14 protein-coding genes are annotated in these 21,122 nt (G+C 44.5%); 2 read left to right on the forward strand and 12 right to left on the reverse strand.

All coding sequences use genetic code 11. The features are described from left to right. Positions 1-66 precede the first annotated feature (66 nt). Together glmS and AB4507_RS21245 are read right to left on the reverse strand one after the other, a co-directional pair. Positions 67-1,899, reverse strand: coding sequence for a glutamine--fructose-6-phosphate transaminase (isomerizing) (gene glmS, locus AB4507_RS21240; protein ID WP_017061405.1), 1,833 nt, complete (start codon positions 1,897-1,899; stop codon positions 67-69). A 107-nt stretch (positions 1,900-2,006) separates the two neighbouring features. Next, on the reverse strand, positions 2,007-2,777 hold the full coding sequence (locus AB4507_RS21245) for a DeoR/GlpR family DNA-binding transcription regulator (protein ID WP_017061404.1): 771 nt from the start codon (positions 2,775-2,777) through the stop codon (positions 2,007-2,009). Between the two features lie 429 nt (positions 2,778-3,206). Between AB4507_RS21245 and pykF the strand changes: the two genes are divergently transcribed. Then, a complete protein-coding gene (gene pykF, locus AB4507_RS21250) occupies positions 3,207-4,619 on the forward strand; it encodes a pyruvate kinase PykF (protein WP_017061403.1) in 1,413 nt (470 codons plus the stop codon). 176 nt (positions 4,620-4,795) lie between these two features. After that, positions 4,796-5,467 carry a GntR family transcriptional regulator gene (locus AB4507_RS21255; RefSeq protein ID WP_372183299.1) on the forward strand — a complete coding sequence of 224 codons (672 nt, stop codon included), beginning with the start codon at positions 4,796-4,798 and terminating at the stop codon, positions 5,465-5,467. A 580-nt stretch (positions 5,468-6,047) separates the two neighbouring features. On the opposite strand, the gene AB4507_RS21260 is transcribed toward AB4507_RS21255, so the two are convergent. The 10 genes from AB4507_RS21260 to AB4507_RS21305 all read right to left on the reverse strand — a co-directional run bounded on the left by AB4507_RS21260 (position 6,048) and on the right by AB4507_RS21305 (position 21,018). Continuing rightward, positions 6,048-7,931 (reverse strand): diguanylate cyclase, encoded by a 1,884-nt coding sequence (locus tag AB4507_RS21260; RefSeq protein WP_372183301.1) that lies wholly within the window; start codon positions 7,929-7,931, stop codon positions 6,048-6,050. Between the two features lie 113 nt (positions 7,932-8,044). Further along, positions 8,045-8,539 carry an acetolactate synthase small subunit gene (gene ilvN, locus AB4507_RS21265; RefSeq protein WP_008219984.1) on the reverse strand — a complete coding sequence of 165 codons (495 nt, stop codon included), beginning with the start codon at positions 8,537-8,539 and terminating at the stop codon, positions 8,045-8,047. Between the two features lies 1 nt (position 8,540). Then, on the reverse strand, positions 8,541-10,298 hold the full coding sequence (locus AB4507_RS21270; protein WP_372183303.1) for an acetolactate synthase 3 large subunit: 1,758 nt from the start codon (positions 10,296-10,298) through the stop codon (positions 8,541-8,543). Positions 10,299-10,758: 460 nt separating this feature from the next. Continuing rightward, positions 10,759-12,567, reverse strand: a complete 1,809-nt coding sequence (locus tag AB4507_RS21275) for a long-chain fatty acid--CoA ligase (protein ID WP_017062927.1) — start codon at positions 12,565-12,567, stop codon at positions 10,759-10,761. A gap of 201 nt (positions 12,568-12,768) precedes the next feature. After that, positions 12,769-13,728 carry a transcriptional regulator LeuO gene (gene leuO, locus AB4507_RS21280; protein WP_017061397.1) on the reverse strand — a complete coding sequence of 320 codons (960 nt, stop codon included), beginning with the start codon at positions 13,726-13,728 and terminating at the stop codon, positions 12,769-12,771. Positions 13,729-14,074: 346 nt separating this feature from the next. Further along, positions 14,075-15,130 carry an MJ1255/VC2487 family glycosyltransferase gene (locus AB4507_RS21285; protein WP_017068817.1) on the reverse strand — a complete coding sequence of 352 codons (1,056 nt, stop codon included), beginning with the start codon at positions 15,128-15,130 and terminating at the stop codon, positions 14,075-14,077. 54 nt (positions 15,131-15,184) lie between these two features. Then, positions 15,185-15,709, reverse strand: coding sequence for a phosphatase PAP2 family protein (locus AB4507_RS21290; protein WP_123285532.1), 525 nt, complete (start codon positions 15,707-15,709; stop codon positions 15,185-15,187). A gap of 208 nt (positions 15,710-15,917) precedes the next feature. Further along, positions 15,918-19,025 (reverse strand): efflux RND transporter permease subunit, encoded by a 3,108-nt coding sequence (locus AB4507_RS21295; protein ID WP_372183305.1) that lies wholly within the window; start codon positions 19,023-19,025, stop codon positions 15,918-15,920. Next, positions 19,022-20,359, reverse strand: a complete 1,338-nt coding sequence (locus AB4507_RS21300) for an efflux RND transporter periplasmic adaptor subunit (RefSeq protein WP_372183306.1) — start codon at positions 20,357-20,359, stop codon at positions 19,022-19,024. The genes AB4507_RS21295 and AB4507_RS21300 overlap by 4 nt, the downstream gene beginning before the upstream one ends. Then, positions 20,359-21,018: a TetR/AcrR family transcriptional regulator gene (locus AB4507_RS21305; protein WP_017062933.1), complete on the reverse strand. Its 660-nt coding sequence runs from the start codon at positions 21,016-21,018 to the stop codon at positions 20,359-20,361. The genes AB4507_RS21300 and AB4507_RS21305 overlap by 1 nt, the downstream gene beginning before the upstream one ends. Between the last annotated feature and the right edge of the window lie 104 nt (positions 21,019-21,122).

Genomic DNA, 21,122 nt, shown 5'->3' on the forward strand with positions numbered 1-21,122 from the left:
ATGAACCATAAAAAAGCCCATCACAGGATGGGCTTCTTATTATCTATATCTTAGGTAAGCTGTCGATTACTCAACTGTTACCGCTTTCGCTAGGTTACGAGGTTGGTCAACGTCGGTACCTTTTATTAGTGCGACATGGTAAGACAGCAGCTGCATCGGTACTGTGTAGTAGATAGGCGCTGTTACTTCACTTACGTGAGGCATCTTGATGATCTTCATGTTCTCATCGCTTTCAAAGCCCGCATCTTCATCAGCGAATACGTAAAGTAGACCGCCACGAGCACGCACTTCTTCAACGTTCGATTTCAGCTTCTCTAGCAAGTCGTTGCTTGGTGCAATAACGACTACAGGCATATCTGCATCGATAAGAGCCAAAGGACCGTGCTTAAGCTCACCAGCTGCGTATGCTTCTGCGTGGATGTAAGAGATCTCTTTCAGTTTAAGAGACGCTTCCATCGCGATTGGGTAGAACTCACCACGACCCAAGAACAGTGTGTGATGCTTATCAGCAAAATCAGGTGCCAGTGCTTCAATTTCTTTATCGAACGCTAATGCTTTCTCGATATCAGCAGGCAGTTGGTGAAGTGCTTGAACGATTTCCGCTTCTTTTTCTTCATTGATACGACCTTGTAGACGACCAATTGACGTTACCATCATCAGCATCGCTGCTAGTTGAGTTGTGAAAGCTTTAGTAGAAGCAACACCGATCTCTGTTCCTGCGCGAGTCATGAAGGCAAAATCAGATTCACGAACCAGTGAAGAACCCGCAACGTTACAGATAGTCATTGCAGACATATAACCCTTCTCTTTTGCAAGACGAAGTGCAGCAAGCGTATCCGCCGTTTCACCAGATTGAGACAGAGTCACCAATAGGCTGTTCGGACGAACAACGAAATCACGGTAACGGAATTCAGAAGCAATCTCTACGTCACAGCTTACGCCAGCTAGAGATTCAAACCAGTAACGCGCTGCCATGCCTGAGTTGTAAGACGTACCACATGCGATGATCTGCACGTGTTCAACCTTGCTTAGGATCTCTTCAGCTTTAACGCCGATCGCGTTAGTGATAACCGAAGTGTCAGAGATACGGCCTTCCATTGTATTGATCAGCGCTGTTGGCTGCTCGAAGATCTCTTTCTGCATGAAGTGGCGGTATTGACCTTTGTCACCTGCGTCGTGTTCAGCGTTTGACTCAACGATTTCACGCTCAACACGCTCACCCGCTACATCAAATACCGTAACATCACGACGAGTTACCTCAGCAACATCACCTTCTTCTAGGTACATGAAGCGACGAGTTACGCTCAGTAGCGCCAGTTGATCAGAAGCAAGGAAGTTCTCGCCGACACCAAAACCGATAACGATCGGGCTACCAGAACGAGCTACAACGATACGGCTAGGATCTTTACGATCAACCGCAACCGTGCCGTACGCACCGTCTAATTGTTTTGCTGTTTTCTGTAGCGCTTCAACCAAAGAAGCTGAAGTGCGAAGTTCCCACTCAACTAAGTGAGCAATAACTTCTGTATCCGTTTGTGAAGTAAATACGTAACCACGCTCTTGCAGCATAGCGCGCAGTGCTTCGTGGTTTTCGATAATGCCATTGTGTACAACGGCAATATCACCAGACATGTGTGGGTGTGCGTTCGCTTCAGACGGCTCACCGTGTGTCGCCCAACGTGTATGAGCGATACCTGTACCACCAATCACTTGTTGCTCTTCTACTGCGTCAGCTAGCTCTTGTACTTTACCTAGGCGGCGTACACGAGTTAGGTTAGATTCAGTATCGACTACAGCGACACCAGCTGAATCGTAGCCACGGTATTCTAGACGACGAAGGCCTTCTACTAAAATTTCAGCTACATCACGCTGTGCTACTGCACCAACAATTCCACACATAGTTTCACTCCATCAATTTTGTTTTATTCCTATTGGCAGCAAGCAAAGGCCAAATCTTCATTAAGATCAATTATAGGAAGGTAAATGCATAATACTTAAATTTGTTTTTACGCTGGATCGGTCAGGATCACTCGAACATCATGTGATTCGATACTTGCTTTGGATTCTTCGCCTAAGTCTGTATCGGTAATTAAGATGTCAATGTGTTCCCATGCCAGCTCTAAGTTAGGGATCTTTCGTCCCACCTTTTCCGACTCAACCATCACGATCACTTCTCGTGACACTTCAGCCATTACTTTGCTCAGGCCAACCAGTTCGTTAAACGTGGTTGTGCCTCTATCGAGGTCGATACCATCAGCCCCAATAAATAGTTGGTCAAAATCGTAAGCACGAAGTACCGACTCTGCAACTTTGCCTTGGAAAGAGTCCGAATGGGTATCCCAAGTGCCGCCAGTCATTAATAACGTCGGCTCGCTTTCAAGCTCATTAAGCGCATTAGCAACGTGCAATGAGTTGGTCATAACAACCAAGCCACGCTTAGCATTAAGCTGCTGAATTAGAGCACCGGTCGTACTGCCACTATCGATCACGATGCGGTTATGGTCGCGAATTAAATCTGCAGCGGCTTTTGCCAATGAAATCTTTCGAGTCGAAACTTGTTGACCCAGTTCTTCGTTGACAACCTCTTTCGGTAACGAAATCGCACCACCATAACGGCGTAAAAGCTGACCGTTTTTCTCTAAAGACGCCAAGTCCTTTCTAATAGTGACTTCTGAGGTTTCGAACTTAGCGGATAATTCATCAACACTAACCTCCCCTTTTTCATTCACTAGGTTAGAAATTGCATGTCTTCTGAGCTGGGTGTTTCGTTTCGACATTTAAAAAAGGCCATTAAGTTTCGATATGAAACATATTATAATTACAACGAAACTATTTAGTCCATTTATTTTGATCCAAAAAATTAATAAATAGCGATAAAACCTTGTCCTAAGACAATTGTTAAGCAGTGATATTGAACTCATTAGGTGGTAGAATCCGCACCCGAAAAGAAAAAAAATTACAAAACTGACTGTTATTTTTTTGCAACTTACCCCCTATATAGTGGGGTAAGTCACAGAAAACCGATATTGAATCAAAATCTTTTAGTCATAAAATGACTAAAATTGATGAAAGACTTACAACTCTGAAGGACATATTGGAAGTCCCGCGCTTTTACACAACAGGCACAAAATGTTGATGTAGCGGACCAATCTTCAGAACTTAAATAAATTTCAAATTGTAACAATACTTACCGGAGAGTACCTTCCATGAAAAAGACCAAAATCGTATGTACGATTGGCCCTAAAACTGAATCTGTAGAGAAGCTAACTGAACTAGTAGATGCTGGCATGAACGTTATGCGTCTTAACTTCTCTCACGGTGATTTCGCAGAGCACGGCACTCGTATCGCGAACTTCCGTAAAGTAATGGAAAACAAAGGTGAGCAACTTGCTATCCTTCTAGATACTAAAGGTCCAGAAATCCGTACTATCAAACTTGAAGATGGTAACGACGTAGATCTAGTAGCTGGTCAAGAGTTCACTTTCACAACTGACGCAACAGTTGTTGGTAACAAAGACGTAGTAGCAGTAACTTACCTAGGTTTCGCTAAAGACCTAACAGCAGGTAACACTATCCTTGTTGATGACGGCCTAATCGAAATGGAAGTTATCGCAACAACAGAAACTGAAGTTAAGTGTAAAGTTCTTAACAACGGTGCTCTAGGCGAAAACAAAGGTGTTAACCTTCCTGGCGTTTCTGTTCAACTTCCTGCTCTTTCTGAGAAAGACAAAGCTGACCTTAAGTTTGGTTGTGAGCAAGGCGTAGATTTCGTTGCTGCTTCTTTCATCCGTAAAGAAGAAGACGTTAAAGAAATCCGTGAGCTTCTAAACGCTAACGGCGGCGAGAACATCCACATCATTTCTAAGATTGAAAACCAAGAAGGTGTAGATAACTTCGATTCAATCCTTGAAGCTTCTGACGGCATCATGGTTGCTCGTGGTGACCTAGGTGTTGAAATCCCAGCTGAAGAAGTAATCTTCGCTCAGAAGATGATGATCGAGAAGTGTAACCGTGCACGTAAGATGGTTATCACTGCAACTCAAATGCTTGACTCTATGATCAGCAACCCACGTCCAACTCGTGCTGAAGCGGGTGACGTTGCGAACGCAATCATGGATGGTACTGATGCAGTAATGCTTTCTGGTGAAACTGCTAAAGGTAAGTACCCAGTTGAAGCTGTTACTATCATGGCTCAAATCGCGAACCGTACTGATTCAGCTCTTAAAGCTGAGCTAGGTTCTCGTCTAGACAGCCCACGTCTACGCATCACTGAAGCAGTATGTAAAGGCGCCGTAGACACAGCAGAGAAGCTAGCTGCTCCTCTAATCGTTGTTGCAACTGAAGGCGGTAAATCTGCACGTTCAGTACGTAAGTACTTCCCAACTGCAAACATCCTAGCTCTAACAACTAACGAAAAGACAGCTGCACAGCTAGTTCTTACTAAAGGTGTTAAGCCAGTTCTTGTTGACTCTATCGAGAACACAGACGCGTTCTACATCAACGGTAAAGAAATCGCTCTACAATCTGGCCTAGGTAACAAAGGCGACATCGTAGTTATGGTTTCTGGTGCTCTAGTAGCTTCTGGTACTACAAACACGGCATCTGTTCACGTTCTATAAGAATGAACCGATTCGCATAAAATATAAAAGAGGGCTTCGGCCCTCTTTTTTTATGAAACAAAATCTTGCCTAACTTTTCAGTACGCTGTATTATCAATCACAATAGAACTACGTACTGTTAACCTCCAACTGACTCTTTCTAAGAGACGGATTAGCAGACTAGAAATCATATATAGATGAGGTTTGTAATGTCTAGTCCTACGCTCACTGACAAAGTATCAAAGATGATTCGCCAAGATATTCTTAATGGTGAGTTAATCCCAGGCCAAAAGCTTGTTGTTGCTGATCTAAAAGCACGCTACAACGTTGGCGCATCCCCTATTCGCGAAGCCTTGGTACAGTTATCTTGGAGCAAATACGTAAAGCTAGAGCCACAAAAAGGCTGCTGGGTATCTCCTGTATCAAAGAAAGAACTGAATGACCTATACGAAAGCCTTCGTGTTGTATCATCGGTTCTGCTTAAAAAAGCGATTGCAGCAGGTGATGAGAGCTGGGAACTGGATGTACTAACGTCTTACCATAAACTATCGCGAGTACAGTACGTATCTGAAGAGTTTGACTGTGTAGAATGGGAAGAGCGCCACCAGCAATTCCATGTCGCACTGCTTGAAGGTGCAGATTCAGAGAACATGTTTAAGTTCTTTGATGACCTAATTAACCAAGTGAAACGTTACCGCTTCCTCGCTATGTCTGCAGAAAGCGCATCAGATGATCTGTTCAATATTGATGAACACGAAATGATCATGAAACTAGTACTGTCTAAGAATGTAGAACAAGCGACTGAACTGCTTGATCAACACCTGCTAGGTTCAATGAAACGAATTGAAGAAGTTATCGAAGCGGCATAACGCTAAAGTAGCTTCTAACCAAATAAAAACGGAGCCCAATGGCTCCGTTTTTTGTTTCCAGTATTACGACTGAACTACCACCCAAAAAACTCTTTGTGATGAGTATTGAGTAGCACAACCATAGGTAAAAAATACAAAGCACTCAATTGAAAGCCAAGAATGGCTAATGTGCCTATGGTTAACCTCACTAAAAAATCGACAAACATACCACGCCTCTTTTAACCAGACTGTATGATCCCCAAACTCTTGCTCCAGCTAACCTAATTCTACTGCTGCCTTTCAAACCATTGAAAAGGCTAGCTAATCAGTTGAATTAAGTTAACGGTGTCATCCTTTTACATCTGGTAAACACTCTATTTATTACACCGTTAAGCACGATGTAATCTGAAGCAAGGTAGTTTACTTATTGTTCATTTTAGCTCAAATTTCCACCAGCATTAGACTTTAGTCTAACTGTATAGATTTTGTGACATAGGTCGCTTAAAAGTGAGATTCCTATAAAAAGGGGGAGAGATAAAGTGAGTCGGGGCCAGCTTGAAGAGGTGAAGCAAAGAGAAGACAGGACTAGATAGAAGCGAACCTAAGCGACATCATCGTAGCTAGGACACATAGAGACCGTATTACGACCAGACGATTTAGATTCGTAAAGCGCAACATCCGCACACTTGTATGAGCGAGTGCTGTTACTGGTTAAATCCGTAAAGCCAACACTCACCGTTATCTTAGTTCCGGCTGCCAGTTCAATCTCTATTCGCAAGCGATCCAATACGCGCTTTGCTTCTGGCAGAGACGTGTGTGGCATCAAGAGTGCAAACTCTTCTCCTCCGACACGTGCAACAAAGTCAGTCCCGCGAAGGCTATCTTGCAGAAGCTTGGCGACACTTGCTATCACTCGGTCGCCTTCGTCATGACCAAGTTCGTCGTTGATTCGCTTGAAGTTATCGATATCGACTAAAGCTAAGCAAGTCGTCGATTCATTAGGGTAACGCTCAACCAAGCGAGAATAATACGCGAGCTGCTCTTCGAACTTTCGTCTATTCCAAAGATTACTCAAAGAGTCACGTTCACTTAAGATCCTCAAACGTACTTCAAGCTCCTTCCTTACCGAAATATCCACCAAAGAGGTGATGTAATAGCTGACTTTACCCGAATTGTTTTTGACCACATGCACTCGCATGATCGCTGTAAAAGGAATACGCAGTTTGTTCTTACACTGAACTTCCCCTTCCCATACTTCTTCTTGCTCTAAATGACTCCAGATAGCCGAACTTGAGAGTACTTGGTCGGTATTCTCAAGCAACAACTGCAGGGCATTCTGACCGATAACTTGTTTTTTGCAGTACCCAGTCATGTTCTCAAATTCGTTATTGATCATCATTGTGCGGTGCTGCTTGTCAGAGATCATCACTGCCGACATACCATTCAATGCGGCTCGTGCCAATTTACTCTCTAGGCTTCGGCGTCGGCAGTGCGTCACCAGGTAAGCAAACGGGAAAGCGAATATCAGCACCGTAATCAGAACAATGATCTCTTCATGGGCCAAATCATCTAGATCACGCTCAGCCCGATCCATCAGTTGCTTTTGATTAAGTTGAATCAGTAAATGGACCTTTTGACTGTTCGCGAGCATAACCGTGTTAAAGGCAAACAAATTACCATCTTCAAAAACGTATCCCACCTGATCATTGGAGATCGCATCCCACGTCTTCGGCGCGATATTTTTCAGGTTATAGCCTTTTCTTTCAGGAATAGAGTCTCCGAACAACTTACCGCTGTTGTTACTCGCGATGAAGTAACCCGCGTCATTGAGAACTTCTGCTCTAAGATCGTTATCTGGTGAAAAGCTCAGACGCGACGATAAGCCCCATACATCAAGATTGATGACGAGGTAGCCTACTCTTTCGTCAGGGGTTTCTACTGGGGTAAAGACACGGATTACCGGCGAATAAGGGAAGGTGACTTCACCATGCTCAGTTTCAAGCTCAATACCCCAACCGCCAATCTGTTCGGCTTCTAGTTTTTGAGCGTATTGGAAGTAGTTAGAATCCGACCTATCTTGCAGCTGTTGAGGAAACGTCACTCTACCGGTATCAGAGGAATAGTTAACACGCACCAATTCTTTGCCAGTGACATCTAACAGATGGATTTGTGTATACCACTTCTGGTTCACGAGAACAGATTGCCAGACCTCTTCAAGTAGATTTTTGGTTTGGTCTGAGGGAGAGGAAGCAAAGTTAACCAAGCTCTGGCTATGACTGAGTAGCTCCATGACCGAGACTAACTGAGTCTTGAGAAGATCATAATCTCGCTTGGCATACACTAACTGATGAACGGCTTGCTTAGCTGAGTAGTCAAAGCTCTGCTGTTTTACTTCTTTGTAGCGCTGCAAATAATACAGACATACTGCAGAAGACAATATGATAGAGATAATCAGCAATGTAATTATTGATTTTTTATTTCGCATTGCTAACTCAGATGAATGGAAGTGCAGCGCGGGATTATAGCACTCTAAAAAATTAACAAAATAAAAGCCGCTTAAAAAAGCGGCTTTAAAGTTATTTTTTAAAGACTTATCGTCTAGGCTTTCAACGCACGTTCGCCTCGTGCGATGCCAACAACACCACTTCGAGCTACTTCAAGCACTTCCGTCACTTCTGACAGCGCCTGAATGAAGGCATCCAGTTTCTCGCTAGTACCCGCCATTTGAACCGTATATTGAGAAGCCGTAACATCAACGATCTGACCACGGAAGATATCCGCTGTGCGCTTCACTTCCGCACGAGCAAAGCCGCTCGCACGTACTTTTACCATCAACAGCTCACGTTCAATGTGTTCAAGTTCAGACACTTCTTGTACTTTAAGTACGTCGATTAGCTTATGTAGCTGTTTCTGAATCTGCTCAAGCTGCATTTCGCTCGAGTTAGTAGTGACGTTCAAACGAGACAGCGTCGGATCATCGGTTGGAGATACGTTCAAAGACTCGATGTTGTAGCCACGTTGAGAAAACAAGCCAACCACACGAGAAAGCGCACCAGGTTGGTTTTCCATTAGTAGTGAAATAATGTGTCTCATATTATGTTCTCTCCGTTTTGCTTAGCCACATGTTATCCATACCCTCGCCTTTGATCTGCATTGGGTATACGTGCTCGGTGTCATCCACACTAATATCGACAAATACCAAACGGTCTTTCATCGCTAGTGCTTTTTCCAAACCTGATTCCAGTTCATCCGGAGATGAAATGCGCATACCAACGTGGCCATAAGCCTCAGCGATAGCAGCAAAATCAGGAACAGAGTCCATATATGAGTTAGAGTAACGGCCTTGATAAACAATGTCTTGCCACTGTTTTACCATGCCTAGGAAACGGTTATTAAGATTAATAATCTTAACCGGGATATTGTATTGCAGTGCTGTCGACAGCTCTTGGATATTCATTTGAATACTGCCGTCACCGGTTACCACAACCACCTCTTCATCTGGCTTAGCAAACTTAACGCCCATACCAGCAGGCAGGCCAAAGCCCATCGTGCCTAGACCACCAGAGTTAATCCAACGACGTGGCTTGTTAAACGGGTAGTATAAAGCAGCAAACATTTGGTGTTGACCTACGTCAGAAGCAACATAGGCATCGCCATTGGTTACTTTATGCAGTGTTTCAATTACTTGCTGTGGTTTGATGCGCTCAGACGATTTCTCGTAAGCTAGGCAGTCACGCTCTTGCCACTGCTTGATTTCACTCCACCAGCTTTCAATCGCTTCTGCATCGTTAGTGCCGCCTTGCTCAACGAGCAAGTTCACCATGCTCTCTAGGACCTTTTCAGCAGAACCTACAATCGGTAGATCCACTTTTACGTTCTTAGAGATCGAAGATGGGTCGATATCAATGTGCATGATCTTCGCATCAGGGCAGTACTTATCTAGGTTATTAGTCGTTCGATCATCGAAACGTACGCCAATACCAAAGATCAAATCCGCATTGTGCATCGCCATATTGGCTTCATATAAACCATGCATGCCTAACATACCCAAAGAGTTCTTATGGGTGCCAGGGAAAGCGCCAAGCCCCATTAGGGTGCTTACCACAGGTAAATTCAGTGCCTCTGCTAATTTTAACAGCGGCTTATCTGCCTCAGAAATAACCGCACCACCACCGACATAAAGTACCGGCTTCTTCGCTTCAATAAGGGCTTTTAGCGCCTTTTTGATCTGACCTTTATGACCCGTAACCGTTGGGTTATACGAACGCATTTTGAGCGTTTCTGGGTATTCATAAGGAAGCTTGATTTGTGGGTTTAAGATATCTTTCGGCAGATCAATAACCACAGGACCGGGACGCCCTGTCGTTGAAATATAGAATGCTTTTTTAACGACTTCAGGGATATCTTCCGCTTTCTTAACTAAGAAGCTGTGTTTAACGATCGGGCGTGATACACCCACGATGTCACACTCTTGGAAGGCGTCATTACCAATGAGGTTATTTGGTACGTTACCAGAAATAACAATCATTGGGATTGAGTCCATGTAGGCTGTTGCAATGCCAGTAACGGTATTGGTCGCACCTGGACCAGAACACACAAGTACTACGCCCGGTTTGCCGGTAGAACGAGTATAGCCATCAGCCATGTGGGTAGCGGCTTGTTCATGTCGTACTAATACGTGTTTAATTTCAGCAGTTTTAGCATGCAGCGCATCGTAGATATCAAGTACAGAACCACCTGGGTAACCAAAGATTTGTTCTACACCCTCTTCAATTAGAGACTGCACCACCATCTCAGCGCCGGATAACATCTCAGCGCCGGATGACATGGCTGTTTCAGGTTTTGTTGTCATATTGCTCTCCTCACCAGTTTCCAATCATATTTGGTGAACATGTTGGGCTGGTTTTTCATAGTCTAGGGCTTATTCGTAGCCTAATTCGAAATACTTCCACTTTTTCGGCTATGGCTGTCTGTCGTGATAACAACAAACAGTAATACGAAACAACTTTAACGCTTTATTATCATCTGGTCTAACACCTGTTATTCGGCAACTATGCCAAAAAACCAACTATTAGCTCAAAGCATTAAATAAAACCCAACTAAGCCCTCCACGCTAGGTTTAAACACTAGTTAGTGAACAAAAAAAAGCACTTAATATTTTAATAGATCGCTATTTATCGATAAACCGCGAGCTTGCTGGTGTGCGCTTTCGCACATTGTGCTGTGTCATTAGATACAAAAAATCCCCCTAAAAATGCAATCACATTCGTAGGGGGATTTTTAAACAACTGAAAATTTATCTAAGCAGAAAACTACTTATCTTTAGGCTTTTCGTTGTACATTTCTTCGATTTCGTCTTGATACTTATCGTTGATAACTTTACGACGCAATTTTTGAGTTGGTGTCAGTTCACCATCATCCATAGAGAATGCTTTTGGTAGCAGTTTGAATTTCTTTACTTGCTCAAACTTAGCCAGTTCTTGCTGTAGGTCATTCACACGCTTTTCTAGCATCTCGACGATTTGGTGATGCTTAACCAGCTCAACGCGATCGTGATACTTGATATTAAGCTCTTTGGCGTACTCTTCTAGCGAGTCATAACAAGGAACAATCAGCGCAGAAACGAATTTGCGTGTATCAGCGATAACAGCAATCTGTTCGATAAAGTGATCTTTACCAATCGCACCTTCAACCACTTGCGGGGCAATATACTTACCACCAGAAGTTTTCATCAGCTCTTTGATACGATCAGTAATGAACAGGTTACCATTTTCATCAAAATGACCCGCATCACCGGTTTTCAAGAAGCCGTGTTCATCGAATGTCTTTGCGGTCTCTTCTGGCATCTTGTAGTAACCGCGCATCACCATTGGACCACGAACAAGAATCTCGTCCTTCGCACCAATTTTCACTTCTGCGCCCGGCATCGACATACCAATCGAATCTGGGTTAAAACAGCGGTCATCCCAACAAGATACTGTTGCTGTAGTTTCTGTCATACCGTAGCCAAGTTTTACGTTGATGCCGATAGCATGGAAGAAGCGACCAATCGTCTCATCAAGCTTCGCGCCACCACATGGCATGAAGTTGATGTTACCGCCGAGTAGAGCACGCAGTTTAGATAGCACCAGCTTATCAGCTAGCGCATGGCTCTTCTTCAGCATCAACGATGGAGTACGACCTTCTTGGTGACAAACTGAAAGCTTTGCTCCCATGTTCACCGCCCAAGTAAATAGCACTTTACGAATAAATGGCGCTTTAGATACCTTCTCGTGAATCGCAGAGAAGATCTTCTCATAGAAGCGTGGAACCGCACACATTACGGTAGGTTTCACATCACTTAGCGCATCACGTACTTGCATCGTGTCTTGCAGATAGCAGTTGGTTGCGCCTTTATAAAGGACATAGAACGTCCAAGCACGCTCAAATACATGTGATAACGGTAGGAAACACAATGAGACATCGTCTTTGCTTAAGCTAAGGCGCTCATCGTGGCCTTCTAACTGGTAGCCAATGTTGGTGTAATCAAGCATTACGCCTTTTGGCTGACCTGTGGTACCAGAGGTATAGATAAGAGTTAGTAGGTCGTCCATGCTTGCATCAGCAAGACGCACGTCAAGTTCAGCTTGTTGTGCTTCAACGCCACGCGCCATGAAGTCATTCCAAGATACGGCAAAGCTGTGTCCTTGTAGGTCGATGTCATCAGACATAGCCACAACAACTTCTAGCTGCTCGCACTCTTCAAACAGGCTAACCGCCGCATCGAATTGAACTTGCTCACCAACGAATAAGATCTTCACATCCGCATTTTGGATGATGTAAGACGACTGTGCTGCTGTGTTGGTTGGATAAATCGGCACAGTCACAAGACGAGCTTGTAAAGATGCAAAATCTGCCACGGTCCATTGAGGCATATTATTTGAATAGATACCGATCTTATCTTGAACTCTCAGTCCCTGAGCCAATAGTGCTAATGAAAGCGTATCGATTTGTTGTCCAAACTGCTCCCAGCTAATACCTTGCCATACATTGTCTACTTTGTGCTTCAAAGCTGTACGGTTGCCGCCTTGGGCAATTTGGTCACGAAGTCTTTTTACGATATGAAAATCTAAATTGGCCATCTCTTTACCTTTGGCTTACACCTGTAAGCTTTTTTGAGCGCACAAGTGTACCTCTGATCATGAAAAAGGCAACTGATGAAGCTCAAAGTTATCAGTAATAGTACGTCTCACGCTAAGTTTTCTACCTACTAAAATAGCGCGCATAAAAAAGCCCTAAGCCAGTCTCCTAGCTTAGGGCTTATAAATCATAGGGATTAGTGTCTAGTTAAGTGCCACTACTTCGCCACAGATCATCATTAACTGATCTCGTAACCAAATGTGTCCTTTATCCTTTTCACTTGATTCGTGCCAGCTTAGGAAGCCAGAAATCGCCGCATTATCGAATGGGAAATCTAGAATCTGAAGCTGCTCTTTGTTTGCTGCATGTTCTACCATCCAACGAGGAGCAATTGTTACTAGTTCAGATTGGCCTACAACGTAAAGAACGTTACTTAAACTCGTACCTTCGTAGAAAGGCGTGCAATCTAGGTCACGGTAAGCTTGCTCAGAGAAGCTACGTTGACCATGGATGCGAGACAGTTTTGCGTGCTTTTCGTTAAGCAGCTCTGCCGCAGAAACTTCACCGTTGATACGTGGGTGAGAAGCAGAAGCAACCACAACTAATTCGTCTTGGAAGATTTCAGTGCTTGAGAAGCCTTGCTCATCAAAACGAGCGTAATCAATAACGAAGTCGATTTCTTGGTAGCGCATACGCTCAGAAAGTTGACGATCGAATTCAGCATCCATGTGCAGTTTCACGCTAGGTGCTTGCTCGTTGATTGTCGACATAATCTTAGGAGCAAAACGCATATCACAAGGGCTGCAAATCGCTAGTTTGAACAGGCGAGAAGACGACTCTGGAGAGAACACAGAACTTGGTAGTTCGTTGCGTACTAACTGTAGCGCTTGGCGGATTGGACCAAACAACTGACGAGCACGTTGAGTCGGTTGAATACCACGACCTTGACGCATGAATAGTTCGTCGTTAAACATCACTTTTAGACGAGCAACAGCGTTACTTACAGCAGGCTGAGACATACCCAGATTGTGAGCTGCACGTGTAATGTTTTGCTCTTGCATAACTGCATCAAATACAGTCAAAAGATTTAAGTCGACTCCACGAAGTGTGCTTTCCATTCTGTAGCTTGCAATAGCACTCATTGCGTCTTTCTTATCTAACATTCAAGTTGCCTCTTGTCGGTTCGACAGCGTTAAATTGGTAATGGTATGAGAATAGATAACCACTAATTCTTATATTTATCAGACCGATGTTTTTCGGATTGACATTACTATTAACCAATGCATCTCGAGCTACCAACAAGATTGATAAAGAATAATTTTATTTTACCTTAATGATTAAACAACATCTAAAAATCAATTATTTATAGAGTTATAAAAAAACATAAAATGCGTTACTTATGAGTTTAATTTCGACTTATTTAGCTGTTCTATCGTTTGGTTACATTTGTTACAATTTATTGAACTCGTGAATTGTTCAACCGGCCAATTCAGAAATAGCACTTATGAGTTAGGTGAGCGATGCATAACTTGGAAAGTCGACCTTGTCCCAAAGTTGCTTTCTTAAATCATCTTGATTAGACCAATTCCCTGCTAATACCCACTCAACGAGTGCACTTGCCACGTCTGGATAGGTGACCACTTCGGCCTGTTTTTCACTGAGCCAAGCGCGCAAGATAGCCGCATCTAAAAACGTCATGGTTTGAGCTAACCCAAGGGCCTCTAGCGTCGCCACATTGCTCTGTTGTTCGAACTGTCCTTCGAGTGGTTTGAGAAGCAATTTCTTCCCCAAAGTTAGGGCTTCAGATGGCAATTCAAAGCCGCCATTTGCGACCACACCAGAGCACTGATTGAGGTCGAATTGAAAGCCCGCATGACTCAGTGGTTTGAACTCAATATTTTCAACTCGGCTATGCTCAATCACATCCGGGTGGTAACAGACAAAGTTTTGCGAAATGAACTTCATCAGCAGCTCTGAGATCGACTCAAGATCCTCAAATGGCAAATAGACCAACGTAAAGTCTTGTGCTGTTTTGGTTTGTTGCTCACCAACCAGCGTGTGAACGATAGGCGGCAAAATCGGCTGTTCAAAGTGATACCAGTGCAAGCCAATAGAGTGCTCGGTTGGGGCGAAATGTTGAATCACTGAATGTTCAATCCAGTTGCCCCCTTCTTTGGGTACATCATAACGAAACGCATTCTGGTGGCTTATCCCAATGCATGGCACACCTTGTCTCTTAGCCGCCCATGCAGTGACAGGCTCAAAATCATTAATCACTAAGTCATAAGGCGTAAGATCGATCTGGTTAATCTCACGGAGAAATCGCCAGATGTTGTTCTTCATGAATGTTTTGCCGTATTTAACCTGCCCCTGCTCGCTGTAAAAAGTTAAGCCGCTGCGGGTCTGATAGTTGCCAAACGCTTCCATCGAAAAGTATTTGCTCTCATCTCGTCCAGAGAACAGAAAATCGACATCAATATTTTGCTGACGAAAAGCGACGGCCATTGCTCTCGCTCGAGCGATGTGCCCATTTCCTGTGCCTTGTACGCCATATAAAATTTTCATGCATGTTCCTTTAAATTTACCACTTAAGCTCGGCAGTGGTTGCCAACAAAATAATTACAGGATGAAGCTGATAGCTAGGCTGGTACAAGCGATGCCCAAGGCTGCGCCAATCAGTACGTCTGTTAAAAAGTGCACACCAAGTAAGATTCGAGAGCCAGCAATCGCAGTTGCCCACACCAAGCTAAAGAGATATAAGCTCGGATAGAAATGTCCGATTAGGGTCGCCATAACAAAAGCCGCCGCGGAATGCCCAGATGGCAGGCTGTATTTATCGGATGGCACAATGTGGGAATAAAGCAGTGAAGAGAACTCTGCCGGTCTGCGACGTTTGAGGGTATTTTTCGCGAGCCAGTAGATAGGCAACTCGATGGCAAAGGCGGTTAAACCGACCAATAGAAAATCTCGGCCAGTACTGCTATCAGCCAACAAAGCAATCAATGCAATTAACACGTAAAGGTGTCCATCTCCAGTATGAGACACCGCTTTACTGAGCGTTGCATGTTGCCCGCTATAACGGTTTTTTAAACAGAAAACAGAAAATGCCACATCCCAACGGACAATAGGTTCGATTGTACGCATACGATCTCCTTAACAATCCTTATTCAGTTAAGGCTCAAGTTATGCTCAACAAATGACAGTTAAGTGACGTTTTGAATGAACTAAAATGAAATTTCCTTGGGATGCGCAGTGCAGCCGCTCGGGCCAAGGATATGAAAAAACACCCTATAAAGATAAAGCGGCACTAGGCCGCTTTAGTGTTTATTACTTATTTTCTTGCTTCCAATGTCTATAGCGAGAGAGGCTCGTGCTTTTTAACCAAACCGAAATCCGCCAATATCGCGTAAGCAGCAGGGATCATAAACAGCACCAGTAAGGTCGAGGCAAATATGCCGAATACGATCGAAATAACCAATGGCTGGATAACCTGAGCCTGTAAGCTGGTTTCCGTCAACAGCGGTAGCAAACCTGCCGCAGTCGTCATTGAGGTCAAGAATACCGCTCGGAAACGCTCACGACTGGCTTTTACCACCGAGTCATGCACGCTATCTCCCTCATCGACATGGTGACGAATGTACTGCACCAACAAGATGGAATCATTAACCACAATCCCGGCAAGCGACACAAAGCCCATCATGCTTGGCATACTCAAAGAATGGCCAAGTATCCAGTGACCAACGACCACCCCAATAAAAGCGAGTGGAATCGCTAACATCACGACCACAGGCTCTAAGTAGCTTCGGAATTGATAACTAAGAATCGCAAACACGCCGAATAAGCCGAGCAAGAACCCTTTGCCCATCGAAGCCCCCGTCTTGGCTGCATCCTTGGCCTCCCCTTCGAAATCAAAGCGTAGACCCGGGTACTTCTGAATAAGTTTGGCGGCTTCATCTTTTTGGAACTGAGCCAAAATCGCGGATGAACTCGCTTTCTTATTATCAATATCACCAAAGATACTGATGGTTCTCAACCCATCGATACGTTGGATTCGCACATAGTTACGCTGAAAATCTAACGTTGCCAATGTTGCTAATGGAATCTGACTGCCGTCTGCAGTGATGATTGGGAAGTTAGCCAGCTGCTGTAAATCACCCGCTTGTTCTTTATCAAGACGAACTTCAATCGAGATATTCTCAACACCGATTTGAATCTCATCCGCTGTCTGACCAAAGAAAGCCGCACGCAATTGGGAAGCAATCATCTGCCCATTCACATTGTAGGTTTCAGCGCCCGGACGCAGCTTCACCAAGATCTCTTCTTTACCCATGCGCATATCATCAAGCACGCCATGCACCCCATCGAACTGATTAAGGTACTCCTGAATATCCAAAGAAGCGGATTTCAATGCGCTCAGGTCATCGTGTTTGGCGCGAATTTCAATAGCACGACCGCCCGGCCCCATAGTAGGTTGCTTGAACACCAATGAAATAGGATCCGCCAAGTCACCGATATCCTCTCGCCATGCATCAATGAAATCATCGATAACCGTGTTACGGCTCTCTGCTCCACGCAGATCTAAACGCACTGTGGCTAAGTGTGGGCCTGATTCATTGGCATCGGCGTTGGCATTGAATTGGCTGGTGATATGCTCGACCAGTGTATTGCCTTCTTCAACCTCTTCGCTCCATTGTTTGTTCAAGCGCTCAGCCGACGCGACAATTTTGTCGACCACTTTCTCGGTTTGAGACAGTGATGCGCCCGGCGGAAGAATGATTCGCGCTTCGGCAATATCACCATCCAGCTCAGGGAAAGGTTGAAACTTAACAACCCCGCCAGCAATCAAGGCTACTGAAAGCAACAATAGCGTAATCACTCCGCCCATAAAGGCGTAGCGGAACGTCACGACTTTCTCAACCATGTTCATCAAAGTGGTATTACGGAAGTTCTCAAACTTCTCAAGCAACACCACTTTGAAGCGCAGCGCTGGCTTATCGTTTTTTTCTTTATGCAGCGAGTGAGACAGGTGATTAGGCAGAATTAGGAAGGCTTCGATTAAGCTCAACGACAGCACCAAAATCAATACTTGAGGAACGGCCTTAAGCACCGCGCCCATCTCGCCATCTAGGAACAGTAAGCTACCGAAAATACACACCGTGGTTAAGAAAGAAGACAACACTCCGGGAAACACTTTCTTAACGCCGTTGTACACCGCATCATCAACGTTTTGCCCCCGATCTAAATGGGACGCTATCGATTCGGCAATCACGATGGCGTCATCCATCATGATACCAATCGCCATTAATAAGCCGACCAGCGACATAATGTTAATCGATAAACCAAGATTGGCCATTAAAAACAAACCACCAAGGAAGGCTACCGGCAACCCCGCCGCTACCCAAAACGAATAACGTAAGCTGAAGAACAACCACATGGTGGCGAACACCAGCACAATACCTTGCCAGCCATTGCTCACCATCATGGTTAGACGATCCCAAAGTACAGATGAGAGATCGTTGGTCATTTGTAGTGTCACGCCATCAGGAGCAATCGCGCTTTGATCTTCAACGAATCGTGTTACGTTCTCTTTGATTCGCAGCGCATCGTCTTCTTTGTTCTTACTGATCTTAAGCAGCGCTGAAGGCTTGCCATCAAATAGCACCTTTTGCTCATCAAGCTCAAAGCGGTCGGTTATTTTGGCTATGTCTCTCAAACGAATCACCGAGCCATTAGGCGCAGATCCAACCACGATGCTTTCCAGCTCAACAGGCGTAACTCGTCTCTCGTCGAAACGAATCAGAAAGTTTTTGTCTGGTGTTTCAACGTTACCACTCGGCAGTTTTACATTCTGTCGACCAATTTGATCCGCAATATCACCGACACTCAAACCCAACTGACGAATAGCTTGGGTATCCAGTTCCACTCGATATTGATGATCCGAGAAGCCGCTAACCTCGACCAAAGAGACATCGTAATCAAGCTTCATGGTACGCTTAAGATCTTCCGCGTAGGCCTTAAGTTCCGGCCACGACGTTTCGGCTGTTATAGCGATATCGACAACTGGTTCATTCCAATCTAGCTCTTGAACAACAGGCGATTCAATCTCAGTTGGGAAGTCATTGATCGAGTTGATCTGGGTTTGCACGTCCACCAGCATTCGGCCGATGTCCGCTTTTTCATTTAACTTGAGAATTAAACGGGCGCTGCCTTCGATCGCTTCACATTGAGTCTCTTCAATGTTGGCTAAGCCGTCTACTGCATCTTCCATTCGTACACACAAGCTCTCTTCCACTTCTTGTGGAGAGGCGCCGGGATAGACAATCGCAGCCATAATGTAAGGCGGATCGTAAGCGGGGAAGGTTTCACGTTTGATGGTTGATAGTGAGCTTAGACCCAAGATCAACAACCCAAGCATCAACAAGTTTGCTGCTGTTGGGTGCCGAGAGAAAAATTTGATCATGACGCACTCTCCTGAGTATCTGACTCAAGCTCGGCCTCTTCAGAGTTCGACTCTCTCAGTAACATGCCTTCGATTGCTGGCAGGACATCATTGAGAACCAGTTTATCTCCAGTTTGTAGCTCTCCACTTACAACCACTTGATTGTCTCTACGATAAAGCACTTCAACATTGACCACTTGCAAACGCTGATTGTCATCCATCAGGTAAACCTTATCACCATGCAGTGCTCGCTCTGGAACCACCCAACTTAGATTCGCGACACCCTCAATCTCAGCTTTGACAAACATACCGTTAACCAAAGGCGTTGCGCTGTCTGGTTGCAATTGTGAGTAATCTTGAGCGATCTCGAGAATAATCCCCGCCGTCGCTTGGTTTTCATCAACTGTTTCGCTGATTCTTGCCACCTTCGCTGGCCAACTGAGGTTCAGGTTGCCGCTGTTAAGTTGAATGCTTGCTTTGATTGGCGCTTCATAAGGATTAGGGATTCCTGCAGCATCACGAGGGAACTGGTTAAAGCTGGAGGCTAAAGTTTGCATATCGTGAATAGAAAGTTGCGCCTCCACTTCCATGACATTAATCCCGTGAGCAATAAACATCTCCTGCTGAAGGTTAACTACTTGATTTTGTTCGATATCAACCTGAGCAATTCGCATCGCTCTTGGCAAAGTGATCGTGGTCTTATCGAGAGAGCGCTGCGCCTCTTTTACCTTAGACACGTTGACCTTAATCACCGCTTCCGCAACACGCTTTTCATCTGGCATCAACGCGATTTGGTTAGCGATATCTAATACCAACTTCTGCTGAGACAATGCGCTTTGTTGTTGCAGGTCGACATCCGATTGAGAGGTGAGCCCTTTCTTACGCAGATCCTGTTTACGTTGTAGCTCTTTATTGCTGATCACCAAACGATTCTTTTCGATCTTAAGAGTCTTATTAAGGTTGTCTTCTTCTTGATTCAATTTCGCTAATGAGGTTTGGCTTGATTTTAGATCCGCCTCTGCTTGTATCAGTTTCAATTCGTAATCCAATGGATCAACCTTGAGCACGACCGTTCCTGCAGGGATCACCTGGCCTTTTTCAAGATCTGGATGTCGATGCACGATCTGTCCTGTCACCTCAGCAATCGCTTTCCATTCAACTTTAGGCACCACTTTGCCAAAGCCGACCGCTAACGGCGCTATCAGTTGTTGTTCTAGGCTCACAGTATCAACTAAGCGAGCCCTATCACCCGCAGGTTTGGTTGGAAGATCCGGCTTCAAGTTAATCGCGGCGACAAGGCCAATAACACCAACCGCAAGTGCTGGAAAGAAGAGTAGTTTTTTATTTATTTTCATTATCTTTGGTCCTGCACGGAAGAAGGGCTCGGTGCGTTAATAAAGCCTTCAGTCATCAATTGAATGTTGTGTTCGATTAAACGATTAAGAAATTCTTCATTAATCTCAATCCCATGAATTGCCAATAAAGGCGGCGGAGCGATGAAAGGAAACACCATCAAGCTTACATACGAAATACGGCACAATTTTGGATCCATGTTCTGTTTTAAGATGCCTTGTTCAACCAACTTTTCAAAAATGACATCTTGGGCTGGCTTTGCAACATCGAGGAAAACCTTTTCGAGCAACTCTCTTTGCACTTCAGAGGGAGGCATATTCATCACTTGGGCTATCAAGCGAGGAAACTTCGGCACTTTGACCATCTCTTTGTAGTAAGTCCGCATTAAATCAAGAAAGTTCTCATGACTGCTTTCATCAACGAGTCTCTGCATTTGTAATTGCATAGGGCGTAATGTTTCACGCAGCATCGCCTCAAACAATCCGGCTTTACTGCCAAAGTAATAGCGAATCATCGCAATATTCACACCCGCTCGCTCAGCAACTAAGCGAGTCGATACCTTGTCGTACGGTTGAACCACGAACAGATCTCGAGCGTGCTCAATGAGTAACTGCCGTACATCTAGATTCTGTTGAGGTCGCCCTGCTTTACGCGCTGCCATCACTGAGACCTATCCCTATAATTAATCACACGATTAATTATAGGGATAAATCGACATGGTTGTAGAAGATTAATTACTCACTATTTAATCAAATGATTAATTAA

Origin of the sequence: Vibrio sp. 10N.222.54.A3, from assembly GCF_041474095.1 — a bacterium.
GTDB classification, from domain to species: domain Bacteria; phylum Pseudomonadota; class Gammaproteobacteria; order Enterobacterales; family Vibrionaceae; genus Vibrio; species Vibrio crassostreae_C.